The organism is Sporosarcina sp. NCCP-2331 (genome assembly GCF_023707945.1).
Classification (GTDB): Bacteria; Bacillota; Bacilli; order Bacillales_A; family Planococcaceae; genus Sporosarcina; species Sporosarcina cascadiensis.
This window is the reverse complement of record NZ_BRCD01000012.1, coordinates 87,001-106,813: the sequence shown is the minus strand read 5'-3', so window position 1 is coordinate 106,813 and position 19,813 is coordinate 87,001. Positions and strand designations below refer to the sequence as shown.

22 protein-coding genes are annotated in these 19,813 nt (G+C 45.6%); 1 reads left to right on the top strand and 21 read right to left on the bottom strand.

The genetic code is table 11. The features are described 5' to 3' along the window. Positions 1–322: 322 nt before the first annotated feature. From panD to NCCP2331_RS09125, 8 genes are all read right to left on the bottom strand, one after another. A complete protein-coding gene (panD, locus tag NCCP2331_RS09160; RefSeq protein ID WP_251670161.1) occupies positions 323–706 on the bottom strand; it encodes an aspartate 1-decarboxylase in 384 nt (127 codons plus the stop codon). Continuing rightward, on the bottom strand, positions 703–1,581 hold the full coding sequence (gene panC, locus NCCP2331_RS09155) for a pantoate--beta-alanine ligase (protein ID WP_309296366.1): 879 nt from the start codon (positions 1,579–1,581) through the stop codon (positions 703–705). The genes panD and panC overlap by 4 nt, the downstream gene beginning before the upstream one ends. Then, a complete protein-coding gene (gene panB / locus NCCP2331_RS09150) occupies positions 1,578–2,417 on the bottom strand; it encodes a 3-methyl-2-oxobutanoate hydroxymethyltransferase (protein ID WP_251670160.1) in 840 nt (279 codons plus the stop codon). The genes panC and panB overlap by 4 nt, the downstream gene beginning before the upstream one ends. 244 nt (positions 2,418–2,661) lie before the next feature. Then, positions 2,662–3,645 carry a biotin--[acetyl-CoA-carboxylase] ligase gene (locus NCCP2331_RS09145; RefSeq protein WP_251670158.1) on the bottom strand — a complete coding sequence of 328 codons (984 nt, stop codon included), beginning with the start codon at positions 3,643–3,645 and terminating at the stop codon, positions 2,662–2,664. Continuing rightward, on the bottom strand, positions 3,623–4,813 hold the full coding sequence (locus NCCP2331_RS09140) for a CCA tRNA nucleotidyltransferase (protein ID WP_251670155.1): 1,191 nt from the start codon (positions 4,811–4,813) through the stop codon (positions 3,623–3,625). The genes NCCP2331_RS09145 and NCCP2331_RS09140 overlap by 23 nt, the downstream gene beginning before the upstream one ends. Then, on the bottom strand, positions 4,810–5,949 hold the full coding sequence (bshA, locus tag NCCP2331_RS09135) for an N-acetyl-alpha-D-glucosaminyl L-malate synthase BshA (RefSeq protein WP_251670152.1): 1,140 nt from the start codon (positions 5,947–5,949) through the stop codon (positions 4,810–4,812). Before bshA ends, NCCP2331_RS09140 begins: the two co-directional genes overlap by 4 nt. Positions 5,950–5,974: 25 nt before the next feature. Then, positions 5,975–6,775, bottom strand: a complete 801-nt coding sequence (gene dapB / locus NCCP2331_RS09130; protein ID WP_251670150.1) for a 4-hydroxy-tetrahydrodipicolinate reductase — start codon at positions 6,773–6,775, stop codon at positions 5,975–5,977. After that, positions 6,775–7,110 (bottom strand): nucleotide pyrophosphohydrolase, encoded by a 336-nt coding sequence (locus NCCP2331_RS09125; RefSeq protein ID WP_251670148.1) that lies wholly within the window; start codon positions 7,108–7,110, stop codon positions 6,775–6,777. Before NCCP2331_RS09125 ends, dapB begins: the two co-directional genes overlap by 1 nt. Positions 7,111–7,215: 105 nt before the next feature. Here NCCP2331_RS09125 and NCCP2331_RS09120 point away from each other — a divergent pair, with 105 nt between their 5' ends. Further along, positions 7,216–8,088: a YitT family protein gene (locus NCCP2331_RS09120; RefSeq protein ID WP_251670146.1), complete on the top strand. Its 873-nt coding sequence runs from the start codon at positions 7,216–7,218 to the stop codon at positions 8,086–8,088. Between the two features lie 49 nt (positions 8,089–8,137). On the opposite strand, the gene NCCP2331_RS09115 is transcribed toward NCCP2331_RS09120, so the two are convergent. From NCCP2331_RS09115 to aroB, 13 genes are all read right to left on the bottom strand, one after another. Then, complete coding sequence (locus tag NCCP2331_RS09115) at positions 8,138–8,812, bottom strand: zinc metallopeptidase (protein WP_251670167.1); 675 nt, start codon at positions 8,810–8,812, stop codon at positions 8,138–8,140. A gap of 65 nt (positions 8,813–8,877) precedes the next feature. Continuing rightward, positions 8,878–9,477: a lipoprotein heptaprenylglyceryl N-acetyltransferase LhaT gene (lhaT, locus tag NCCP2331_RS09110; RefSeq protein ID WP_251670144.1), complete on the bottom strand. Its 600-nt coding sequence runs from the start codon at positions 9,475–9,477 to the stop codon at positions 8,878–8,880. A 563-nt stretch (positions 9,478–10,040) separates the two neighbouring features. Further along, positions 10,041–10,808, bottom strand: coding sequence for a menaquinol-cytochrome c reductase cytochrome b/c subunit (locus tag NCCP2331_RS09105; RefSeq protein ID WP_153720260.1), 768 nt, complete (start codon positions 10,806–10,808; stop codon positions 10,041–10,043). A gap of 51 nt (positions 10,809–10,859) precedes the next feature. After that, positions 10,860–11,534 carry a menaquinol-cytochrome c reductase cytochrome b subunit gene (gene qcrB / locus NCCP2331_RS09100; RefSeq protein ID WP_029053030.1) on the bottom strand — a complete coding sequence of 225 codons (675 nt, stop codon included), beginning with the start codon at positions 11,532–11,534 and terminating at the stop codon, positions 10,860–10,862. Positions 11,535–11,556: 22 nt separating this feature from the next. Next, entirely contained in the window at positions 11,557–12,060 is a 504-nt protein-coding gene (locus NCCP2331_RS09095) for a Rieske (2Fe-2S) protein (protein WP_153720261.1), read from the bottom strand. A gap of 304 nt (positions 12,061–12,364) precedes the next feature. Next, a complete protein-coding gene (locus NCCP2331_RS09090; RefSeq protein ID WP_251670142.1) occupies positions 12,365–12,826 on the bottom strand; it encodes a DUF2487 family protein in 462 nt (153 codons plus the stop codon). 91 nt (positions 12,827–12,917) lie between these two features. Beyond that, entirely contained in the window at positions 12,918–13,472 is a 555-nt protein-coding gene (locus tag NCCP2331_RS09085) for a ReoY family proteolytic degradation factor (protein WP_153720263.1), read from the bottom strand. Between the two features lies 1 nt (position 13,473). Beyond that, positions 13,474–14,739, bottom strand: a complete 1,266-nt coding sequence (locus NCCP2331_RS09080) for a tetratricopeptide repeat protein (protein WP_251670140.1) — start codon at positions 14,737–14,739, stop codon at positions 13,474–13,476. Between the two features lie 27 nt (positions 14,740–14,766). Further along, entirely contained in the window at positions 14,767–16,062 is a 1,296-nt protein-coding gene (gene aroA, locus NCCP2331_RS09075; RefSeq protein WP_251670138.1) for a 3-phosphoshikimate 1-carboxyvinyltransferase, read from the bottom strand. A 33-nt stretch (positions 16,063–16,095) separates the two neighbouring features. After that, positions 16,096–17,208: a prephenate dehydrogenase gene (locus NCCP2331_RS09070; RefSeq protein ID WP_251670136.1), complete on the bottom strand. Its 1,113-nt coding sequence runs from the start codon at positions 17,206–17,208 to the stop codon at positions 16,096–16,098. Positions 17,209–17,220: 12 nt separating this feature from the next. Continuing rightward, positions 17,221–18,312: a histidinol-phosphate transaminase gene (gene hisC / locus NCCP2331_RS09065; protein WP_251670134.1), complete on the bottom strand. Its 1,092-nt coding sequence runs from the start codon at positions 18,310–18,312 to the stop codon at positions 17,221–17,223. 32 nt (positions 18,313–18,344) lie between these two features. Beyond that, the gene (gene aroH, locus NCCP2331_RS09060; RefSeq protein WP_251670132.1) at positions 18,345–18,710 is read right to left on the bottom strand and encodes a chorismate mutase; all 366 of its coding nucleotides are present in this window, start codon (positions 18,708–18,710) and stop codon (positions 18,345–18,347) included. Next, a complete protein-coding gene (gene aroB / locus NCCP2331_RS09055) occupies positions 18,707–19,813 on the bottom strand; it encodes a 3-dehydroquinate synthase (RefSeq protein WP_251670130.1) in 1,107 nt (368 codons plus the stop codon). The genes aroH and aroB overlap by 4 nt, the downstream gene beginning before the upstream one ends.

Sequence of the window (19,813 nt, the reverse complement as noted above, 5' to 3'; positions counted from 1 at the left end):
GCCCTGATTGTTTAATAAGCCGTCCTCTTATAATCTATTTTAGCATAAAATACTTTGTTCTCTTCGACGTTTTCAATTGATTCAAAATTGCTTTCAAGGAATCCATTCCACCCACCAATTAACAAGCATATTAACAACGTAATTAGCAGTGGCACATAAATTTATGTGCTGTTGTTAATTCGTCTGCCGATTCTAACACGGTTTACTATCGATAATCGTCTAAATATTGATATAACAACAAAAATGGGGACACCAATTCATAAGCGAATTGCGTCCCCAATTGCTATGTTTTTTAACGTTTTCTCCCTGTGTGCCGGCAGTCTTAAAATATTGCCACACCGGGTTTTTCAGTGATGAGTTCTTTAATGCGGTTCTGCTCGTCCATGATCAGAACGTTCGGCTGGTGTGTGCGTGCTTCTTCGTCGGACAAGTAGACATAATTCAAAATGATGACAATATCTCCTGGTTGTACCAGGCGGGCTGCTGCGCCGTTTACACAGATGACGCCGCTCCCTCTTTCACCTTCAATAATATAGGTTTCAAAGCGTGCTCCGTTGTTATTATTGACGATCTGTACCTTTTCATTTGGTAGCATGCCTGCAGCATCCAACAGATCGCGGTCAATTGTAATACTGCCTACATAGTTCAGATTGGCTTCTGTTACAGTCGCGCGGTGGATTTTCCCATTCATCATCATTCTAATCATTTTCTCTCATCCTTTATTGTTGACATAATAATATTATCGATTAACCTTGTGGAAGAAAATTTAACGGCAGCTGCGATAATTACCTCATCTGCATCGCTGAAGTCTTCATCCAGAGAAGGATAGGCTAATGCTTTGACGTAATCAATCGTACCTGAAGTATGATTCTCAATTGCTGAACTGACGATTTTCTCAATTTCACTAAGCGGCACACCTTCATAATAACTTTTCTTGCCGCTTGCCAACGCACGGTTAATCGCACTTGCTTCTTTTCGTTCCCGCTCTGTCAGACGGACGTTGCGCGAGCTTTTCGCCAAGCCGTCTTCTTCACGCACTGTTTCGACACGGTTAATCGCTGTTCGCAAATTAAAGTCCCGTACAAATGTCTCAATTATCGCCAATTGCTGTGCATCTTTCATTCCGAAGTAGGACTCATCAGGATCGACGATATTGAACAGTTTCAGCAAAACTTTCAGAACTCCGTCGAAATGTCCCGGTCTGCTCGCGCCGCAGAGCTGTTCAGCCTGCGTTCCCGGTAAAATCCGTATCGAGCTGTCATGCGGATACATTTCTTCAACGGACGGAATGAATAAATAATCCACCCCTGCTGCCGCCGCCAATTCCGCATCGCGCTGCTCATCACGCGGATAGGCCTCATAGTCCTCCCCGGGTCCGAATTGTGCAGGATTGACGAAAATACTCATGACAACTACATCATGCTCTCTTCTTGCCTGGCCGGCCAGCGCAAGATGTCCTTCATGAAGGAAACCCATTGTCGGCACGAAACCGACTGTCCTGCCCTCACGCTGCCGCGGGTTTAAGATATTCTGCAGCTCCGCTACCGAGCGTACGATTTGCATAGTCGCATTTGCATTCATAGTTTCTTTCCTCCGTACAGGGCATCCAGCTCTTCTTCTTTCATTGTGAAGCGATGGCTTTCTGAAGGGAAAGAACCGTTTTTCACTGCCAGATTATAGAGTTTGATTGCTCCTTCAATATCTTTGCCAATATCTGCATAGCTTTCTACAAATTTCGGCAGATTATGATTGCCGTAGCGCACCATATCGTGAAAAACAAGAACCTGACCGTCTGTTTCTGCGCCCGCACCGATACCGATCAGCGGAATCGATACAGCAGCTGCCACTTCTTTCGCCAATTGGAACGGAATACATTCAACGACAATCATGAATGCCCCTGCCGCTTCACAAGCCTTGGCATCATCAATTAACTGCTGTGCAGCTGCAGCTGTTTTCCCTTGCACTTTATAGCCGCCCGTTACGCCCGCTGACTGAGGAAGCAGTCCCAGATGTGCACAGACTGGAATTCCTGCTGTTGTCAGCAGACGAATCTTGTCGATCACTTCGCCGCTGCCTTCCACTTTCACTGCATTCGCAGAAGTTTCCTGGAATAGACGCAGCGCCTGCTGAAGCGTTTGGTCCGCCGAACCGTGATACGTCCCAAAAGGCATATCCACGATGACAAACGTATCTTTTGCCCCTCGGCGTACTGCTTTTCCGTGGTGAATCATTTCGTCAAGTGTCACGAGTGCTGTCGAATCATATCCTAATACGACCATTCCCAATGAATCACCGACCAGCAGGACATCTACGCCTGCCTGCTCTGCAATTTGTGCTGTCGGAAAATCATATGCCGTCAGCATGCTGATTTTTTCCCCGGCTGCTTTCATTTTTGAAAAATCTGTTGTAGTTTTCACTGTTCATCTTCTCCTTTTGGAATGATTTCAGCGGGTATTCTTGTCCATTATCACAAAAATAAAACCCTGCTGATCCATAATTGGACAGAAGGGTTGTGTAAGCATTAGTCAATGCATCCTCCGTCCCTGTCTTTTCAGATCAAGGCAGATCTAGTTGCTATTTCAATTCATATACAGGTGCAGCTCTTCATCGATACCGCCCTTCGATGTATACTATATCAAAACAGTAAGATTCTGTATAGTTTTAATTCTTAATTTCTATGTCAGCAGAATAAATTCCCCGCACCGTTCCGTCATCGAGCTTCAATTCCAGCATACCCTCTGATGAAATACCAAGCGCAGTTCCTTCAACCGTTTCATTGACCATACGGGCAGTAATTCGCTTACCTGTGATCGTTGCGTAACTTTCCCACAATAATTTTATGGGCGCAAAGCCTTTTTCTACATAGAGTGTTGTGTAGTGCTCCAGATATTGCAGTATTTTTGCCACCAATTCCGCCCGGTCTATATGTATGCCTGTTTCAATTTTCAATGAAGTGGCAATCGCCTGCAGCTCATCCGGGAAATCTTCTGGCTCCTGATTGGCGTTCAATCCTATTCCGAGGATAATCGCTTTTACACGGTCGGGATCTGCCTGCAGCTCCGTCAAAATACCGGTCACTTTCTTGCCGTTAAGTAAAATATCGTTAGGCCATTTAATGACAGGCTGAATTTCCGCCACATCTTCTATCGCCCGGACGATTGCAACTGCTGCAACAAGAGTCAGCTGGGGTGCTTGCTGCGGCGCCAGTTTGGGACGAATGATCAGACTCATCCAGATACCGCGCCCGGCGTTTGAAGCCCAGGGCCGCGCGAGGCGTCCTTTTCCGGCCGTTTGTTCTTCAGAAATAATCAGCGTGCCGTCCACTGCTCCGCCCTGTGCTTTCTCATGTGCTATCGTCTGAGTTGTCGGGCATGTGGAGAAATGTTGGATATGACGTCCATAGCGCTCCGTCTGCAGATATGTACTGATGTTCGCGGCATTCACCAAATCCGGTGCCTGAATTAAAAAATAGCCCTTTTTACGCATCGAACCGATTTCATAGCCCTCTTCTTCTAACTCTTTAATATATTTCCATATTGCCGTGCGAGACAGCCCAAATTCATCGGCTATGTCCTGGCCTGATACCGGCTCGCCTTGAGCAGCAAATAATCTTTTCAATAACTCATTCTTTACGGGAGATTTCATAGACAAACCATTCCTTTATCGCCTGCGCGTCATTTTCAATCAGTCTGCATACAACCGCTTCTTCAATGATTCGTATCCACTCACTCGTCCATTTTCCGCCGCGTCTGCCTGACCACTCCAATAAATCTGTCCCAGTAAATGCCAGTTCAGACCGCTGCTGGATCGGTAATTGCTGCTTTCGTGCAGCTAATTCTTCCACTGGCTCCACTTTTTCATTGGGATATCGCGATAAATGGATCATTTCGGTGATTTCCAATACATCGAGCGGAAAATCATACAGGTCGAGCTCTTCGAATAAATGTTTTTTTCGTTTTGCCGAAGCTTCCTCAAACTGTTTCAAAAAACGTTTGTCTTCATTGGAAAGCTTAAACTGTCGGGTAAGCTCTGAAGCATTACTTTCACTCAGCGCAAGTATTGCAGCCCAGCCGTGACGGACACTTCGGAAAGGAGCATACTCGTCCAGTCTTTCGAATGAAGAAAACAGCTCTGGAAACAGTTCCGGAAGTTTTATTTCTCTGCTGAATTGGAATGCAGCAGACGGATTCCGGCCTGTTAACAGCTTATCCATTTCCGTTTTAATCCGCTCTCTGGCGATGTGACGCAATTCATATGCCATTTTCTTCATCGCATCCAGTGTTTCCTGCTCAATCCGGAAATCGAGTACGGAAGTAAAACGCAGCGCACGAAAAATCCGCAAAGCATCTTCACTGAAACGTTCGGCAGGATTTCCAACACAGCGAATGAACCGGTCTTCCAAATCTTGCAGTCCGCCGAAAAGGTCGATCAATTCACCATCCAGTGTCATCGCCAGTGCATTAATCGTAAAATCACGCCGCTGCAGATCTTCTTTCAGCGAAGTGACATAGAAGACTCCCTCTGGCCGCCGGTGATCACTGTACGTGCCTTCTGTCCTGAATGTTGTGACCTCGATCGGTTCGCCTTCCAATATGACTAACACCGTTCCATGTGCGATGCCGATATCAACTGTATGGCCGAATACCTCTTTTACTTGTTCGGGCAAGGCTGACGTTGCGATATCGATATCGGCAGGTTCTTTGCCCAGTGCAAAGTCACGTACAGCACCGCCAACAAATACTGCTTCGTAACCAGCAGCCGCCAATTGCCTGACGACACTCCGGCTCGCTGCCGATCCAAAAGAAGTTTTCATTTTATCTCCGCCACTTCTTCATATAATGCTTCGTACTGTGACACAATATGTTCCGAACTGAATTGTTCCTGCACAGTTTGGACAGCATGCTGTTTCATTTGTCTGCGCAGCTCCTCATCCGTCAGTAAACGGGTTACTCTCTCCGCAACCGCCTGTACATCACCCAGCTCAACAAGATAGCCATTATGTCCGTCCTCCACAACTTCCGGGATGCCGCCAATCGCAGTGGCAACAGCCGGCACACCGCACGCAAAGCCTTCAAGAAGCACAAGTCCAAATGCTTCTTTCTCTGAAAGCAAGAGCATGACATCGCTGAGGGATAATAATTCCGGGAGATCATCACGCTTGCCGAGGAACAGTATATCGTCCTGCAGTCCCTTCGTCTTCACATACTTTTCCAAATCAAATTTCTCAGGACCTTCACCGACAAGCAGCAGCTTGACATTATGCTGCTTGCGGATTAGCTCAAAGCTTTTGATGATATCCGGGATTCGTTTGACTTTACGGAAGTTCGAAATATGGATCAGTACGTTTTCGTCAGCCGTAATTCCGAGTTCTTCACGTAGCGATGTCGTTTCATGCGGATAATATTTATCTTCATCAATGAAATTGTAAATGGTTTGGATAGCAGTTTTTGGATGCAGCAGTTCGATCGTTTCATTTTGTAATGAATGTGAAACTGCAGTGACACGATCCGATTTATTAATGCCATAGGATAGAGTATTTTTTAAATTAGGATCATAGCCAAGAATTGTCACATCTGTTCCATGCAGTGTGGTGATAATTCCGATTGTGGATTCCGCCATATCTTTCGCTAAAACCGCAGATATCGCGTGCGGTACTGCGTAATGTACATGCAAAAGATCCAGATCCTCCGATTCGATGATTTGCGCTATGCGGTTAGCCAGTGCAATATCATACGGCGGGTATTTGAAAACAGCATATCCTTCAATTGTCACTTCATGAAAATGAATATTCGGATGCGCATCAAGAAACCGAAATGGTTTGCTGGATGTGATGTAATGCATTTCATGTCCTCTGTCTGCCATTTTCAAGCCCAATTCAGTTGCGACAACACCCGACCCGCCCAATGAAGGATAACAGATGACACCTACTTTTAATTTATGCTGTTGCATATGCTCTACCGCCTCACTGGGATGTTTAATCGATAATCTTTTCCAGTCCGTAAACGAACTGAGTTGTTGAGACTGCTTCACGGATCGCCAGTAAAATTCCCGGCGCAAACGATTTACGATCGAATGAATCGTGGCGGATCTTCAGCAATTCCCCTTCTCCCCCAAGCAATACTTCCTGATGGGCAAGCAATCCGGGCAGGCGTATACTGTGAATTTTCATTCCTTCGACGTCAGCTCCCCGTGCTCCTGCCATCTTTTCCTGTTCCTCCGGGTGTCCCTGAATATGCGCTGCACGGACTTCCCGGATCATTTCAGCTGTTTTTACTGCAGTCCCGGACGGTGCATCCAATTTCCGGTCATGATGCATTTCCAGTATTTCAATATCACCTAAATAGCGGGCCGCCTGCTGTGCAAATTTCATCATCAAGACCGCTCCGATTGAAAAGTTCGGCGCAATAATACAGCTTCTCTGCTGCTCTTTTGATAGTGATTCTAAGTCCGTTAGCATTTCTGCCGTCAATCCGGATGTACCGATGACGACATGCAGACCAAGTGTCAGTGCCTCACTTGCGTTGGCAAAAACTGCGTCAGGATCTGTCACATCAAGCAGGATATCGGGATGATGCGCTGCGTTCAGTGCGGAAAGTGATGTATAGATCGGAACTCCGCCTTCCATATCTGTTACCGTTTCATTATGTAGAAATTCTCCGTCATGTTTATAATCAAGTGCTGCCACTACCTCTATATCAGCAACTTCATTCGCAGCAAGCACCGCCGTTCCGCCCATACGTCCACGGGCGCCTGCTATTGCTAATTTGATTGTCATTACAATTCCTCCTTTTTGGTCCAGCGGTCTGCATCTCTCGTTTTGAATTTATCCATTACGGTACCCAGCGCTTCGGTCAAGTTAATATTCTGTGAGTTGGCAAAACAAATCAGGACGAATAAAAGATCTCCTGTTTCTTCTTCAAGTGTCCGTACTGCTTCGGTAGACTTCTTTTTCTTTATGCCGTAGCGGTCCTGCACTTCGCGGGACAGTTCGCCAAGCTCTTCTGTCAGCCGGGCCATCAGTTCCATTGGCGGAAAATAGCCTTCTTTAAAGCCTGTTATGTATGTATCGACTTCTTGCTGTAATTGTACCATTGTTTTTGTTGTTTCCATGCAGTATCAGCTCCCCTTCCTATCGTATGCATTTCGCTGACTATTGTCAAAATAAAATATTTGGGACATACTGTTATTATTGCTCGAATAAAAGGAGTGTTGTCGTTGTTCAGTGGCATCCGTATACGAAATATATTATTAATTATACTCGGGGCAGCTATTTTCAGTTTTGGATTGGTGAATTTCACGATTCAGCATGAGCTGGCCGAGGGTGGATTTACAGGGATTACGCTTATTTTGCTTTTTGCATTTCAATGGGATCCTGCCTTGATGAACCTGGTGCTGAATATCCCGATGTTCTTTCTAGGTTGGAAGATGCTTGGGAGACGGGCGTTTATTTATACAGTTATCGGAACGGTCGCTGTATCTGTTTTCATTAAGATTTTTATGAAATACCAAGTGGAGATCCATATGGAGGGCGATTTATTCCTAGTCTCTTTATTTGCGGGTGTTTTCATCGGTGTCGGTCTCGGTATTATTTTCAGAAGCGGCGGAACGACAGGCGGTTCAGACATTATTGCAAGACTTGCTCATAAAAAGTACGGCATCACAATGGGAAAAACGATGTTTGCATTTGATGCAGCAGTCATTTTGCTGTCGTGGGCTGTGTACTTGGATTATCGCTCGATGATGTATACACTGGTCGCCCTGTTTGTCGGCGCACGAGTCATTGATTTCGTTCAGGAAGGTGCGTATTCAGCACGCGGGGCATTTATAATCACCAATTATCCTGATGAGCTGGCAGGGATGATCAGCACAGTGATGGACCGGGGTGTGACAGTCTTCAAAGGATATGGACATTTTTCCAAAGCTGACCGTGAAATTCTTTATTGCGTGGTCGGTAAGAACGAAATGATCCGTTTGAAGAATATCATTAATTCAGTCGACCCCGAAGCGTTCGTATCCTTAATGGAAGTCCACGACGTGATGGGCGAAGGCTTTACATTGGACGAGCAAAAGCGTCCGATACAAGATTAAAGGCCGTCCGCTAAGCGGACGGCCTTTAATTCATATAAATTTCTAATAATCAGTCGCGGCTTGTGAAAATTAATAATAAACGCACCAGCTCCAGAACAGCCACTGCAGTAGCAGCAACATATGTCATAGCAGCGGCACTCAATACTTTCTTTGCCAATGGTTCTTCTTCGTTGCGAATGATTCCGTGTGCAACAATTTGATCCATAGCACGTGAAGAAGCATTGAATTCTACAGGCAAAGTAACAACCTGGAATAAAACTCCTACAGCCATCAATACTATTCCGATCCCCAGCAATGAATTCATGCTTGAGAAAATTAAGCCGATCATAATGAAAACCCAAGAAGCGTTTGAAGTCAAGCTGGCAACAGGTGCCAGTCTGTGACGGAAGCGCAGAAAAGCATACGCCTCTTTATCTTGAATCGCATGGCCCACTTCGTGTGCGGCAATTGCGGTCCCTGCAACCGATGCTTCGTGATAGTTACTTGAAGATAATGCAACAATTTTTGTCATTGGATTATAGTGGTCACTAAGGAATCCTTTGCTCTCCACCACTTTCACATCATGTAAACCATTTTGGTCTAAAATAAGACGAGCCACTTGCGCTCCTGTCATACCTGACGTAGAAGCTACTTTCGAGTATTTCTTATATGTGCTTTTCACTTTAAATTGCGCATAGAGCGGAAGCAATATAATAATACCTAAATAGATCAAGAACAAGCCGATCTCTCCCCTTTCTTTCTACTCTAATTTTATAATGTTTACTTGCTTACTGCAACTTTTAACTACAGTCAGTTCTGAAGCGAAGTACGTCTCGAGTTCAGGCTCCAAATAGCAATTCCGATACACGCGATCGACATCCAGAACGTGAAATAGCCGATCTGCGGACTGTACTTCATGAGATCGTGGTAAATTGGCATTTGGCCGAATACATAATCGATCACATCATTATGCAAGGTCCAAATCGCAGCGATGGCGATATGCCAGCCGTTGAATCGATAATTCGGCAAGTACAGTATTCCCTGCAGCGCCATTGCAAAATGAGAGCCGATCAGCATCCAGCCAACCCAGCCGATCGATCCTGTTTCTGCCAGAGTCAGTAAATTCATGACGACTGCCCAGACACCATACTTCACCAGTGTGATCAGTGCGAGCGCTTCCATTAACTTGAAATGACGTTTCATCAGCCAGCCGATAATGGCGAAACAGAAAAACAAGGTAGCGGTCGGGCTGTCCGGCACGAATATCCAAAACTTCGGTTCCGTTATTTCCAGCTGCCACATATACCAGTCATATCCGTAAACCGTGCCAAATATATTAATGAAGAGCAGAAACCACAAAAAAGATTTGTGAGACAAAGTTATCCAGAGCTGCGTGAATAAAATACGCAAAAACAATCCCCCTTACTTTTTAATGTATTTGTATGTATGCCTTTGCGGCAAGCCCTACAGTGCCTGTCGAGACTAAACGGCGCTTTACACTTTAGATACATCCAGTTCCAAGCGCCAGTCTCTCGGGTCACTTCGGTCTCGCCAATAAGGTGCAAAGAACGCACCGTATTGGCAAGCCCTCCAGTGCCTGTCGAGACTAAACGGCACTTTACACTTTAGATACATCCAGCTGCAGATGCCAGCTCCTCGGGTCGTTTCGGCCTGGCCAAAAAGGCAAAGAACGCCTTTGTGGCCAGGCCTCCGACGTACAGGAAGTATTAGTGCCGACGTTGCCGCAGGACGCGGCGAACTTAGTCGGCCAACGCCTGTCGGAGCTAAACGGCATCTTCCGCTTTAGATACATCCAGTTCCAAGCGCCAGTCTCTCGGGTCACTTCGGTCTCGCCAATAAGGTGCAAAGAACGCACCGTATTGGCAAGCCCTCCAGTGCCTGTCGAGACTAAACGGCGCTTTACACTTTAGAATTCTATATAAAAAAAGAGTCAGTTTCCTGACTCTTTTTTCTTACTTAGTATTCAAACCTTCAATGAACTCTGCAAGCACTTGAAGATCTTCATCTGAACCTTCCCATGTACCAGGAGGCATTCCTCCACGGCCTTCATGGGCAATGTTTATAATTTCATCTGCTGTCATACCTGTATTCGTCAATGGCAAGCCCAGTCCGCCTTGGAATGAGTCACCGTGACAGCCAATACAGGAAGAACCTTGGTAGATTTCATACCCCTCAGCCGTTTCATCAAATTCTACTTCATCAACGATTGCACCTTGAACTTTTGCAGCTTCCCAGTCATGGTTAGCAACTGATTCCCAAGTCAGGTAGAAAATCGCCAAGAATGAAAGAATCATGAATCCTGTTGGCAATGGACGTTTAAATGGACGTCTCTCTTTTGTTGTATCCATAAAAGGAACCAACATTAAAGCCATAAATGCCAATCCTGGAATGATGATGGCACCGACCACGTTGAAAGGACCGGATGCGAATTCATATTTCAGTAATTGATACATGAATAGGAAATACCAGTCTGGAACCGGTATATACATAGTATCCGTCGGGTCCGCTTGACGCTCAAGCGGAGACGGGTGTGCAAGTGTGACAATCAGATAACCAATTAAGAAAACGGCTCCAATCATCCACTCTTTCAATAGAAAGTTTGGCCAGAATGCTTCGGTTTTACCCGGATATTCTGAGTAATCCTTTGGTGTATTCGGCATTTTGTTTGAAGCTTTGATGCGCGAATCCCCAACAAATTTCATCCCTTTTCCGCGGTGCATGTTATTCCCTCCTTCTTAAATTTCAGATGACCCTAACCAAAAAATTGGTTCTTATAGTGGTCCGGAAATACCTTGTCTTCTGATCATGATAAAGTGTGCTGCAAGCAACCCAAGCAAAGCAGCCGGTAGGAAAAATACATGAATCGCGAAGAATCTTGTTAACGTCTGCGCACCTAAAATTGTAGAATCACCAGCGAGAAGAATCTTGATCTGTTCTCCGATGAAAGGTACCGACGCGGCAATCTCAATCCCAACTTTTGTTGCAAATAATGCTTTCATATCCCAAGGCAATAGATATCCTGTGAACCCAAGACCTAGCATTACGCCGAAAATCAGCACGCCGACGATCCAGTTCAATTCACGAGGCTTCTTATAAGACCCTGTAAAGAATACACGCAAAGTATGTAGGAACATCATAACAATAACTAACGAAGCTCCCCAGTGGTGCATTCCACGCACAAGTTCACCGAATGCAACATCATTTTGAAGGTAGAAAACTGATTTCCATGCGTTTTCGATATCCGGTGTGTAATACATTGTCAGGAACATACCAGACAAGATTTGAATCACCGTTACGAAGAACGTCAAACCTCCGAAACAATAGATGAATGCAGAAAAATGATGTGCAGGGTTTACGTGCTCAGGTACTTCATGGTCAGCGATGTCTCGCCATATTGGAGTGATGTCTAACCGTTCATCCACCCAATCGTAAATTTTATTTAACACTGCGTTCGTACCCCCTTACCCTTTAGACTAATGTGTTCGGTATTGTTGCACCAAGATAGACAAATCCGTCGACGATTTCCACTTCATACTCATCAAGCGGTCCAAGCGGCGGTGTTCCTGGTATGTTTTGACCATTCTTTTTGTAACGTCCTGCGTGACATGGGCAGAAAAACTCATTTTTATGCTCGTCGCCTTCCCAGTTTACTGTACACCCAAGGTGCTTACAGACTGGAGAAAGTGCGATAACCTTGTCGCCTTCTTTGTAGACCCAAGCTGTGTTTGATTCGTCAGAAGTATACCATGCATCTTGTCGGTCTTTGATTGTATAGTCTACTCGAACCGGAGTTTCTGTCAACTCAGCCTCTTTTTGTGGTGTCGGGATAAAATCCGAACTGCCAGCACTCGCCAATACAGGATCAATTGCAAAGCGAATCATCGGCATCAGCATCGCAGAAGCCATGAACCCACCAGTTCCCATTAGTGTATAGCTCAGGAACGTGCGTCTAGACACTTTATTGCTCATCAGTAATTTCCCTCCTCTTACTCCAAAGTCAGTCCCACGGACATTCTTTTGCTAATTGTAATACTAGGACATATCTATGATATATCAAGATGAAAGTAAATTCAATAATGCTTTTAGTAGGCCTTTAAGTTTGTGAACAAATATTAAGATTTGGTGACAAACGAGAACAGTTCTTCAAACTTTCTCAAATAGAAGGTTCAAATGAGCGATACAGCCTGAAAAGACTTTAGAAAAAGAAGATTTACTTGTCAACCTGCACAAGAATGAATTTTCCTCCAGTCTTTACTGTTGCACTAAAAACTAGTTTTCATTCATTTACTTGCTGTCCATTCCATTTATCCATGAAATGAGTCAGCACTTGTCTCAGCTGGTCTTCCATGATGGTCTGGCGCAGATGGTCGTCCATTGTTTCGAGCGGTATAGAAGGCAGCCAGATGACTTTCTCATCGGTGGAAACGCTTGTCCACTTCGGATCAGTAGTCAGATAGAAAATATGCAGGAAAGAAGATTTCTTCAAATCCTCGGAGAGTGTATCCGCCAGCTGCTGAATATCTGTTGACTGTGTATACGATACAGGAGGCAGGAACATCATCCGTCCTTTGAATTGTTTTTCGATGAATTTAGAAAGATTCATCAGAAATTCTGAGGAGGACGCACTATTTTTCATTGTTTCCGGCTTCGTATCGACTGCAATCAGCGGCACTACTACGGTGTCAATATACTCTTTTTGGCTAATATATGTATCCACATCTTTTGGAATCCAGTTCATATTCATTCCTCCCTCAGTGCTCCATAAAGTTTAGCGCATATTTTACCGCAAGGCAAACCAATGACTTCACCGAATGTGGCGAAGTCATTGGTCACTGGTCCTTATCTTTTTTCATTTCATTCAGAAGTGCCGTCAAGCTGATAAAAAGTTCGCGATCCCCTTTATCCAGCGCTTCATCGATTCGTTTCATCAGCATCTCATTCGTCATCAGCGTCACGCTTTCTTCCAGCAGACGCTCAGCGATTTCCTGATCCTTCCGTTTAGTCAGAAGGTCTTCTGGAAGGTATGGATTCTCTTCTGCAACACTGGCATATTCCGGACACTTATTGCTGTTTTTGAAATTTAGCTGAATGTACATCTTTTCATCCGGATGAAGCCGTAAGTCGTGAAACGATTTTTCAGCATCCGCAGTCATTAAGTTTCCTTTATAAAACCGAAATGGAATACTGTCTACTTCCGTGGTGGAAATAATCATTGCCCTCGGACAATGATGAGCTTCGTCTGTAAAGTGTACATTGGTCAATAAATGCTCATTGCTAAGAAGATAATTTAAAATCCATACACATTCCCGGCGCTTCAGCCGATAGCGCTTTAAAAACCACCTTAAAAAGTCTTTCTTAGCGGTTACAGGAACCATGGCATTCATTTCACACCTCCTCTTCAGATTGCCCTTCTAGATATACTGTCCATTCTTCTGCTTGGGGTGCAATTTCAACGAGCTGACGAATAACCTTCAGTGCTTCAGCCTGCTTGCCTTCTTCCAATAAATATCTTGCATACTGATCCATGAAGCCCGGATCCTCCTGCATTCCATCATATGCTTTCTTGTACATTTCATATGCCTCATTATAGCTTTCTGTCCGTTCATATGCATAGGCCATGAACGCATGAAGCAGCGGTATTTCTAATTGATCCGCTTCTGAATAGATCAGTAATTCAATTAAAGCACCGTCATCTCCCTGCTGATCATACAGAGAAGCAAGCGTAACGAGGGCATCAATATATTCAGGGTCCAGAACAAGTGCCTCTTTCAGATAGCGTTCTGCTTCTTGCGGCAGCTGAAGTTTCAGGGCAGACTTCCCTGCTGCCAGCTGAAGTTCTTTGTCATAGGCATCCCGCTCAATGCCCTTCTGGAACAGTTTCAGCGCCTGTGCATCTTCATTCAGATGAGCATGGCTTTGCCCCGCCAGCATATAGGCCGAGAAATAGTCAGGGTCCATTTCAAGCAGTTGTTCAAGCTTGCTGAGCGCATCCGTATATTGCTCTGTCTGATAATATGCCAGTCCGAGTCCAAATAATTCATTTGGATTCGTTTCCTGATCTAGCAGTTCTTCATAGTAAGGAATGGCTTCCTCATAAGCTGCTCCTGCACTATACGCTTCTGCGAGACGTGAAGACAGGCGTACACCCGCCAGTTCATCCGCCTTCTCATGCAGCTTCTGATAGATTCTGACCGCTTCACTGTATCTGCCCGAATCCAGCAGCAACTCTGCCTCTGCCAGCTGAATCACCGGTTCGTGAGGAGCAAGCGCGCTCGCTTCACGCACTTTAGAAAGTGCTGTTTCTGCAAGACCGATCGTCTGATAATAATCCGCCTGCGCCAGCAATGCCTGCGCATACTCTTCTTCTTCCGGCTTGATTTCCGTCAGTAAAAGCAATGCATCATCTTCTTCGCCCAGTTCCAGAAGCACTGCAGCACGGTCGATTTTCAGCTGCGCTTCATCCGGGAAGAACTCAAGCAGCTGAGAGAAAATAGCGTCCGCCTGGCTGAGAAAACCATATTCTATAAAAAGATTTGCCGCATCATACAACTGGTCAAACTCTGTTGTGGCTTGAAGTTTTTCTATTCTTTCGTTGAGAGATTTCAGATCTCCGTCCAATAAAAACTGCTCCAGTTCCTGCAAACTATTCATTATTTCACCTGAGCTTTCTGTAAATCTTTATGTGTTCACTAGTCCTTCCAGATCTTCAAAGAATTGCGGATAGGAAATCGCAATACAGGAAGCGTCATCAATATGGACAGGGCCGTCAGTGATCAGACCCGAAACAGCCGCCATCATACCGAGACGGTGGTCGCCGTATGAGGCCAGGGTCGCGCCCTTCAACACTGTAGGACCGGTAATAATCATTCCGTCCGGCGTCGTCTCGATATTGGCACCCAGCTTCCCGAGTTCCGCCGCGACCGCCTCGATTCGGTCCGTTTCTTTCACCCGAAGCTCTTCCGCGTCCTTAATTACTGTCCGGCCCTCCGCCTGCGTCGCCAGCAGAGCGAGTACGGGCAGTTCGTCAATCAGTCTCGGGATGAGTTCACCGCCGATTTCCGTCGCTTTCAGCTTCGAATGCCGGATTCTGACAGTACCATACCGTTCGCCGGCAAATCCTTGTTCGTCTGACAGCTCCATCTGGACACCCATTGCGTCCAATACGTCCAGTATACCTGTTCGTGTAGGATTCAATCCAACCTTTTCAAACAAAACGTCGCTGTCTGCTGTCATTGCTGCAGCAACCATAAAGAAAGCCGCAGATGATATATCTCCCGGCACTACCACGTCTGTACCGGTCAATTGCTGTCCTCCTTTGATTGAAATCGTCTTTCCTTCTTGTGAAATTTCAGCGCCGAATTGGCGCAGCATGCGTTCTGTATGGTCTCGTGAAATATCTGTTTCCGTAATGACCGTCACACCTTCCGCTTGAAGCCCTGCCAATAAAACAGCGGATTTCACTTGAGCACTCGCTACAGGCATCCGGTAATCGATCGCCTGCAGTTTTGTTCCTTGTACAGTAAGCGGTAAGTAATCTTCATGCTCTTCACTGGCAATATCTGCACCCATCAAGGCTAATGGCGCTGTTACACGCTTCATTGGACGTTTGGTTAAATATTGATCGCCGCAAATTGTGCTTTTTACAGATGCCCCTGCTAAAATTCCAAGCATCAGACGGGCTGTCGTACCCGAATTTCCCGCATCCAGCTTCCCGGGAGGTGTCTGCCAGCCTGCAATCCCGGGGCTGTCCACTTGAACAGCGGTCCCTTCACGTGTAATGGAAACACCAAGCTGCCGGAACATACTGATCGTGCTCAGACAGTCCTCGCCGTCGAGGAAACCTGTGATAGATGTCTTCCCTTTCGCAATTGAACCAAGCATCACCGCACGATGAGAAATGGATTTATCTCCTGGTACTTCCAACGTTCCCCGGAGGACAGGCTGTTCGAATGAAACCGTCTTTTTTTCCGTCATTTCGCTCTCCTCCTAACAAATGAAATTGCTGTATCAAAGTACATGCATTGAATAATCCGTCTCCTGTGAAAGAACTTGACGGGCACGTTTTCTCTCGGCTGCCGATTGGAAACTGACTACTAAAATACCATATACGTCTGTTCTCGTTTCTACGATTCGAATATTCGTCAAACTGATATCCGCCTCTGCGAGAATCTTTGTGATTTCAGAAATTACCCCCGGATGGTCAGGTACGTCGATATGCAAATCAAAAGTCATATAAAGTGCACCCTGAGTGGCACCGTCGTATGTTGAAGGCAACTGATCGCGGTATTCTTTTGCCTGATTAAAGAAATTGTATATATGATCAGAATTATTTTCCACCAGCATCGCGCGGATATTATTCATCTCTCCCAGCCAGCCGTCTACCTGCGACAGCAGCTCTTCCCGATTTTGAATGGTAATATCCCGCCACATAATGGGATCTGCAGAAGCTATGCGTGTCAGATCACGAAATCCGCCTGCCGCAAGTCTTTTGACGAAGGGCTGTCCTTCTTCCTGTGCGGCTAAACGGCCAACGAGTGAAGACGCAACGATATGCGGAAAGTGGCTGATGATCGCAGTCATACGGTCATGTTCTTCCGCCTGCAGAACAATCAATTTTGCTTTTGTCGATTCCAGCACATTTTCAAGCCGGGTGATTTGTTCTTCCGTTGTGGAATCAGCAGGCGTCAAAATATAATATGCATTTTCAAAAAGATGCTCCAGCGCAGCGGATACACCGCTTTTATGTGAACCTGCCATCGGATGACCTCCGATGAAATGGATGCCTTTCTTTTTAAGCGCCTCCGCAGCCTGCATAATAGGCTTTTTGGTGCTTCCTGTATCCGAGACAATCGCATTCTCTCTAAAATTCCAATTAACCGCTTCCTCAAAAAGAGCGACCGTCGTATTTACCGGCGTCGCAAAAATGACAAAGTCAGCCTGCTCGCAGGCTGATTTTGCTGAAGGCGCGACCGTGTCAATGATTCCTCTGCGAAATGCTTCGTCTGCAGTCGCATAGGAACGGTCAAAACCGGTTACATGTACATCGGGATTCCGTTTCAGCGCCAGTCCGAGAGATCCTCCGATCAGGCCGAGTCCTATAATACTTACAGTAGTTTTCATCGTCATCTATCCTTACTTTTTAGTTAATAATACATCGAACGCTTTGAATAAATCCGTGTTCTGCTGTGTTGTTCCTATCGTAATCCGGACAAATCCCGGCGTTCCAAGCAAATTGCCGCTGCGTACGATGAATCCTTGCTGCAACAGCACTTCACAAGCTACATCTGCATCCACGGGCACTTCGATCAACACAAAATTCGTCTCGGAAGGATAGATGGCAAGCGAGTTCTTCTTTGCATACTCTGCATACCTTTTCCGTTCTCTATCATTTTTCGATACACAGTCCTGCAAAAATTGCTGATCCCCGAGTGCCACTTCTGCGACAGCCAGTGCAAGTGAGTTATTATTGAAGGGATTTCGCACCTTATTCAGTTCTGCGACATGGTCTTTATTCATCACAGCATACCCTAAACGGAAGCTGGCAAGACCGTACGCTTTAGAGAATGTACGCATGACCATCAAGTTGTCGTAGTCGTGGATCCATTTTAATGAATCTTCTTGATTCGGAGCCGTCACATATTCAAAGTACGCTTCATCCAGCACAACTAATGCTGTTTTAGGTGCACGGTCCAGGAAGTCTTTTACCGATTGACTTGACAGCAGATTGCCAGTGGGATTATTCGGATTGCACACCCAGATAATTGCTGTTTCTTCATCCGCTGCCCGTAAAAAACCTTCTAAGTCATGATCACCATTTTCAAGAACAGGAACTGCCCGCACCTCTGCGCCTTCAATTTTTGCGTTATGCGCATATTGAGGGAAAGTCACATCAGCCATTACAGTGTTTGAACCGGCCTGGAGTAAAGCGCGGGAAAGAATCGTCACCATTTCATCGGAGCCGTTGCTGAATAGAATTTCAGATGGATCTATTTGATGGAACTCCGCTAATTTTGTTCGCAGACCTGCTGTATAAACATCCGGATACATCTCAAATTGATCCGCCTTTGAACGCAAATATTCCGCAACAGCGGGAGATGAACCGTAGGGATTTTCATTGGATGCCAGCTTGTTTACTTCCTGGAGTCCATATGTACGTTTCACTTCATTTATCGAACGTCCTGGTGTATAAGGTTTCATAGTTGATAAGACAGGCTTCCATTTCATAAGCCGGGTCACCTTCCTTTATAAATAATAAATTATTTCTGCAGATCCGGCCGCAGCTGAACTGCATTATTTTGATAAATATGCTGAATCTCATGCTGTTTTTTCTCACTATTAACATTCATCATGACACGAATACATTTACGCATAGAGCCGGGTACATCAATTTCATGTGTACACATGACCGGTACGTAAGCCCATCCTTCAATGGAACGAATTGATTTAGCAGGAAATGCTGCCTTCAAGTCCACCGTCGTCGAAACAATGACAGATGCAATATCCTCAGGCTCAAATCCATTAGTTTCCGCCATTTCCAGCACCAATTGTTCTGTTGACGATAAAATCTCCTGTGCGTCGTCCTGTTCAACAGTCGTTGCGCCTCTAATACCCCTAACCGTCACACAATCCCCCCGCTTTCCAGTCTTTGCTTAAACTCTTCATATACTTCCTGACATTGCGCTGTGCTGATTTCCTGAACAAAAGGCTGTCCGGCTTCCTTGAGCAAAACAAAATTCATTTTCCCGAATGAAGCCTTTTTATCTTTCTGCATATAAGACAGCAGCTCTTCAAACGGATAAGAAAATACCCGCTCAAATGTATAACCGTTGTCCTTGGCAAATTGCAGATAACGATTTGTATATTCCGGAAGAATATCACCGTGTTTTTCACTCAAAATAAACGCGTAGCCCATCCCGATCATGACACATTCTCCGTGACTAAGACTGCCGTATCCTGACGCAGCCTCAATAGCGTGTCCGAATGTATGGCCAAAGTTTAAAAACTTTCGAGTGGAATGCTCGAATTCATCTTCTCCGACGATTTGCGCTTTCACTTTAATTCCCCGCAGCAGTTCTTTCTGCAGCCATTCAATTGAAGGTGCTGAAAATTGCTGTTCGTTGAGAAGTTCATCAGACCAGTCCGCATCTGAAATAAAAGCATGCTTGATCAGTTCTGCCATCCCGGATCGCATTTCTGAAGCTGGCAGTGTCTCGAATACATTGGTATCAAACAGCACTGCAGCGGGCTGGTGGAAGGACCCGACCATATTCTTTCCTTCCGGCATATTGATCGCCGTCTTGCCGCCTACAGCACTGTCATGTGCCAGTACCGTAGTAGGACATTGGATAAAACGGATTCCCCGCATAAATGTTGCTGCCACGAAACCCGTCAAATCACCGCAGGCGCCCCCGCCAAATGCCAGGAGAACAGAGTTCCGTGTAAATCCTTCATTCAGCAAAAACGACTGACAATCCACATAGACATCAGGGGCTTTACAGCGTTCCCCGCCCGGCACAATCTTGACTGAAACTGTCCGGCCTGTTTTAGCCAGTGCTTCCTGCAGCAAAGGCAAGTGCAATTCTGCCACATGTGCATCTGCAATAATTCCGATTTTATCTGCACTGCTGATCAAATCAGCGTATTCAGTCGCGAACAGCTCGTACGTATTGGAACCGACATGGACATTGTACGTATGTTCTTTGACGGAAACGGTTAATTTCTCCAT

Coding starts and splice junctions, on each gene's coding strand:
- panD (WP_251670161.1), bottom strand. CDS start 706: ATGATTAGAATGATGATGAATGGGAAAATCCACCGCGCGACTGTAACA.
- panC (WP_309296366.1), bottom strand. CDS start 1,581: ATGAATGCAAATGCGACTATGCAAATCGTACGCTCGGTAGCGGAGCTG.
- NCCP2331_RS09145 (WP_251670158.1), bottom strand. CDS start 3,645: ATGAAATCTCCCGTAAAGAATGAGTTATTGAAAAGATTATTTGCTGCT.
- NCCP2331_RS09140 (WP_251670155.1), bottom strand. CDS start 4,813: ATGAAAACTTCTTTTGGATCGGCAGCGAGCCGGAGTGTCGTCAGGCAA.
- bshA (WP_251670152.1), bottom strand. CDS start 5,949: ATGCAACAGCATAAATTAAAAGTAGGTGTCATCTGTTATCCTTCATTG.
- dapB (WP_251670150.1), bottom strand. CDS start 6,775: ATGACAATCAAATTAGCAATAGCAGGCGCCCGTGGACGTATGGGCGGA.
- NCCP2331_RS09125 (WP_251670148.1), bottom strand. CDS start 7,110: ATGGAAACAACAAAAACAATGGTACAATTACAGCAAGAAGTCGATACA.
- NCCP2331_RS09105 (WP_153720260.1), bottom strand. CDS start 10,808: ATGCACCGCGGAAAAGGGATGAAATTTGTTGGGGATTCGCGCATCAAA.
- NCCP2331_RS09090 (WP_251670142.1), bottom strand. CDS start 12,826: ATGAACTGGATTCCAAAAGATGTGGATACATATATTAGCCAAAAAGAG.
- NCCP2331_RS09085 (WP_153720263.1), bottom strand. CDS start 13,472: ATGAATGCCATGGTTCCTGTAACCGCTAAGAAAGACTTTTTAAGGTGG.
- NCCP2331_RS09080 (WP_251670140.1), bottom strand. CDS start 14,739: ATGAATAGTTTGCAGGAACTGGAGCAGTTTTTATTGGACGGAGATCTG.
- aroA (WP_251670138.1), bottom strand. CDS start 16,062: ATGACGGAAAAAAAGACGGTTTCATTCGAACAGCCTGTCCTCCGGGGA.
- NCCP2331_RS09070 (WP_251670136.1), bottom strand. CDS start 17,208: ATGAAAACTACTGTAAGTATTATAGGACTCGGCCTGATCGGAGGATCT.
- hisC (WP_251670134.1), bottom strand. CDS start 18,312: ATGAAATGGAAGCCTGTCTTATCAACTATGAAACCTTATACACCAGGA.
- aroB (WP_251670130.1), bottom strand. CDS start 19,813: ATGGAGAAATTAACCGTTTCCGTCAAAGAACATACGTACAATGTCCAT.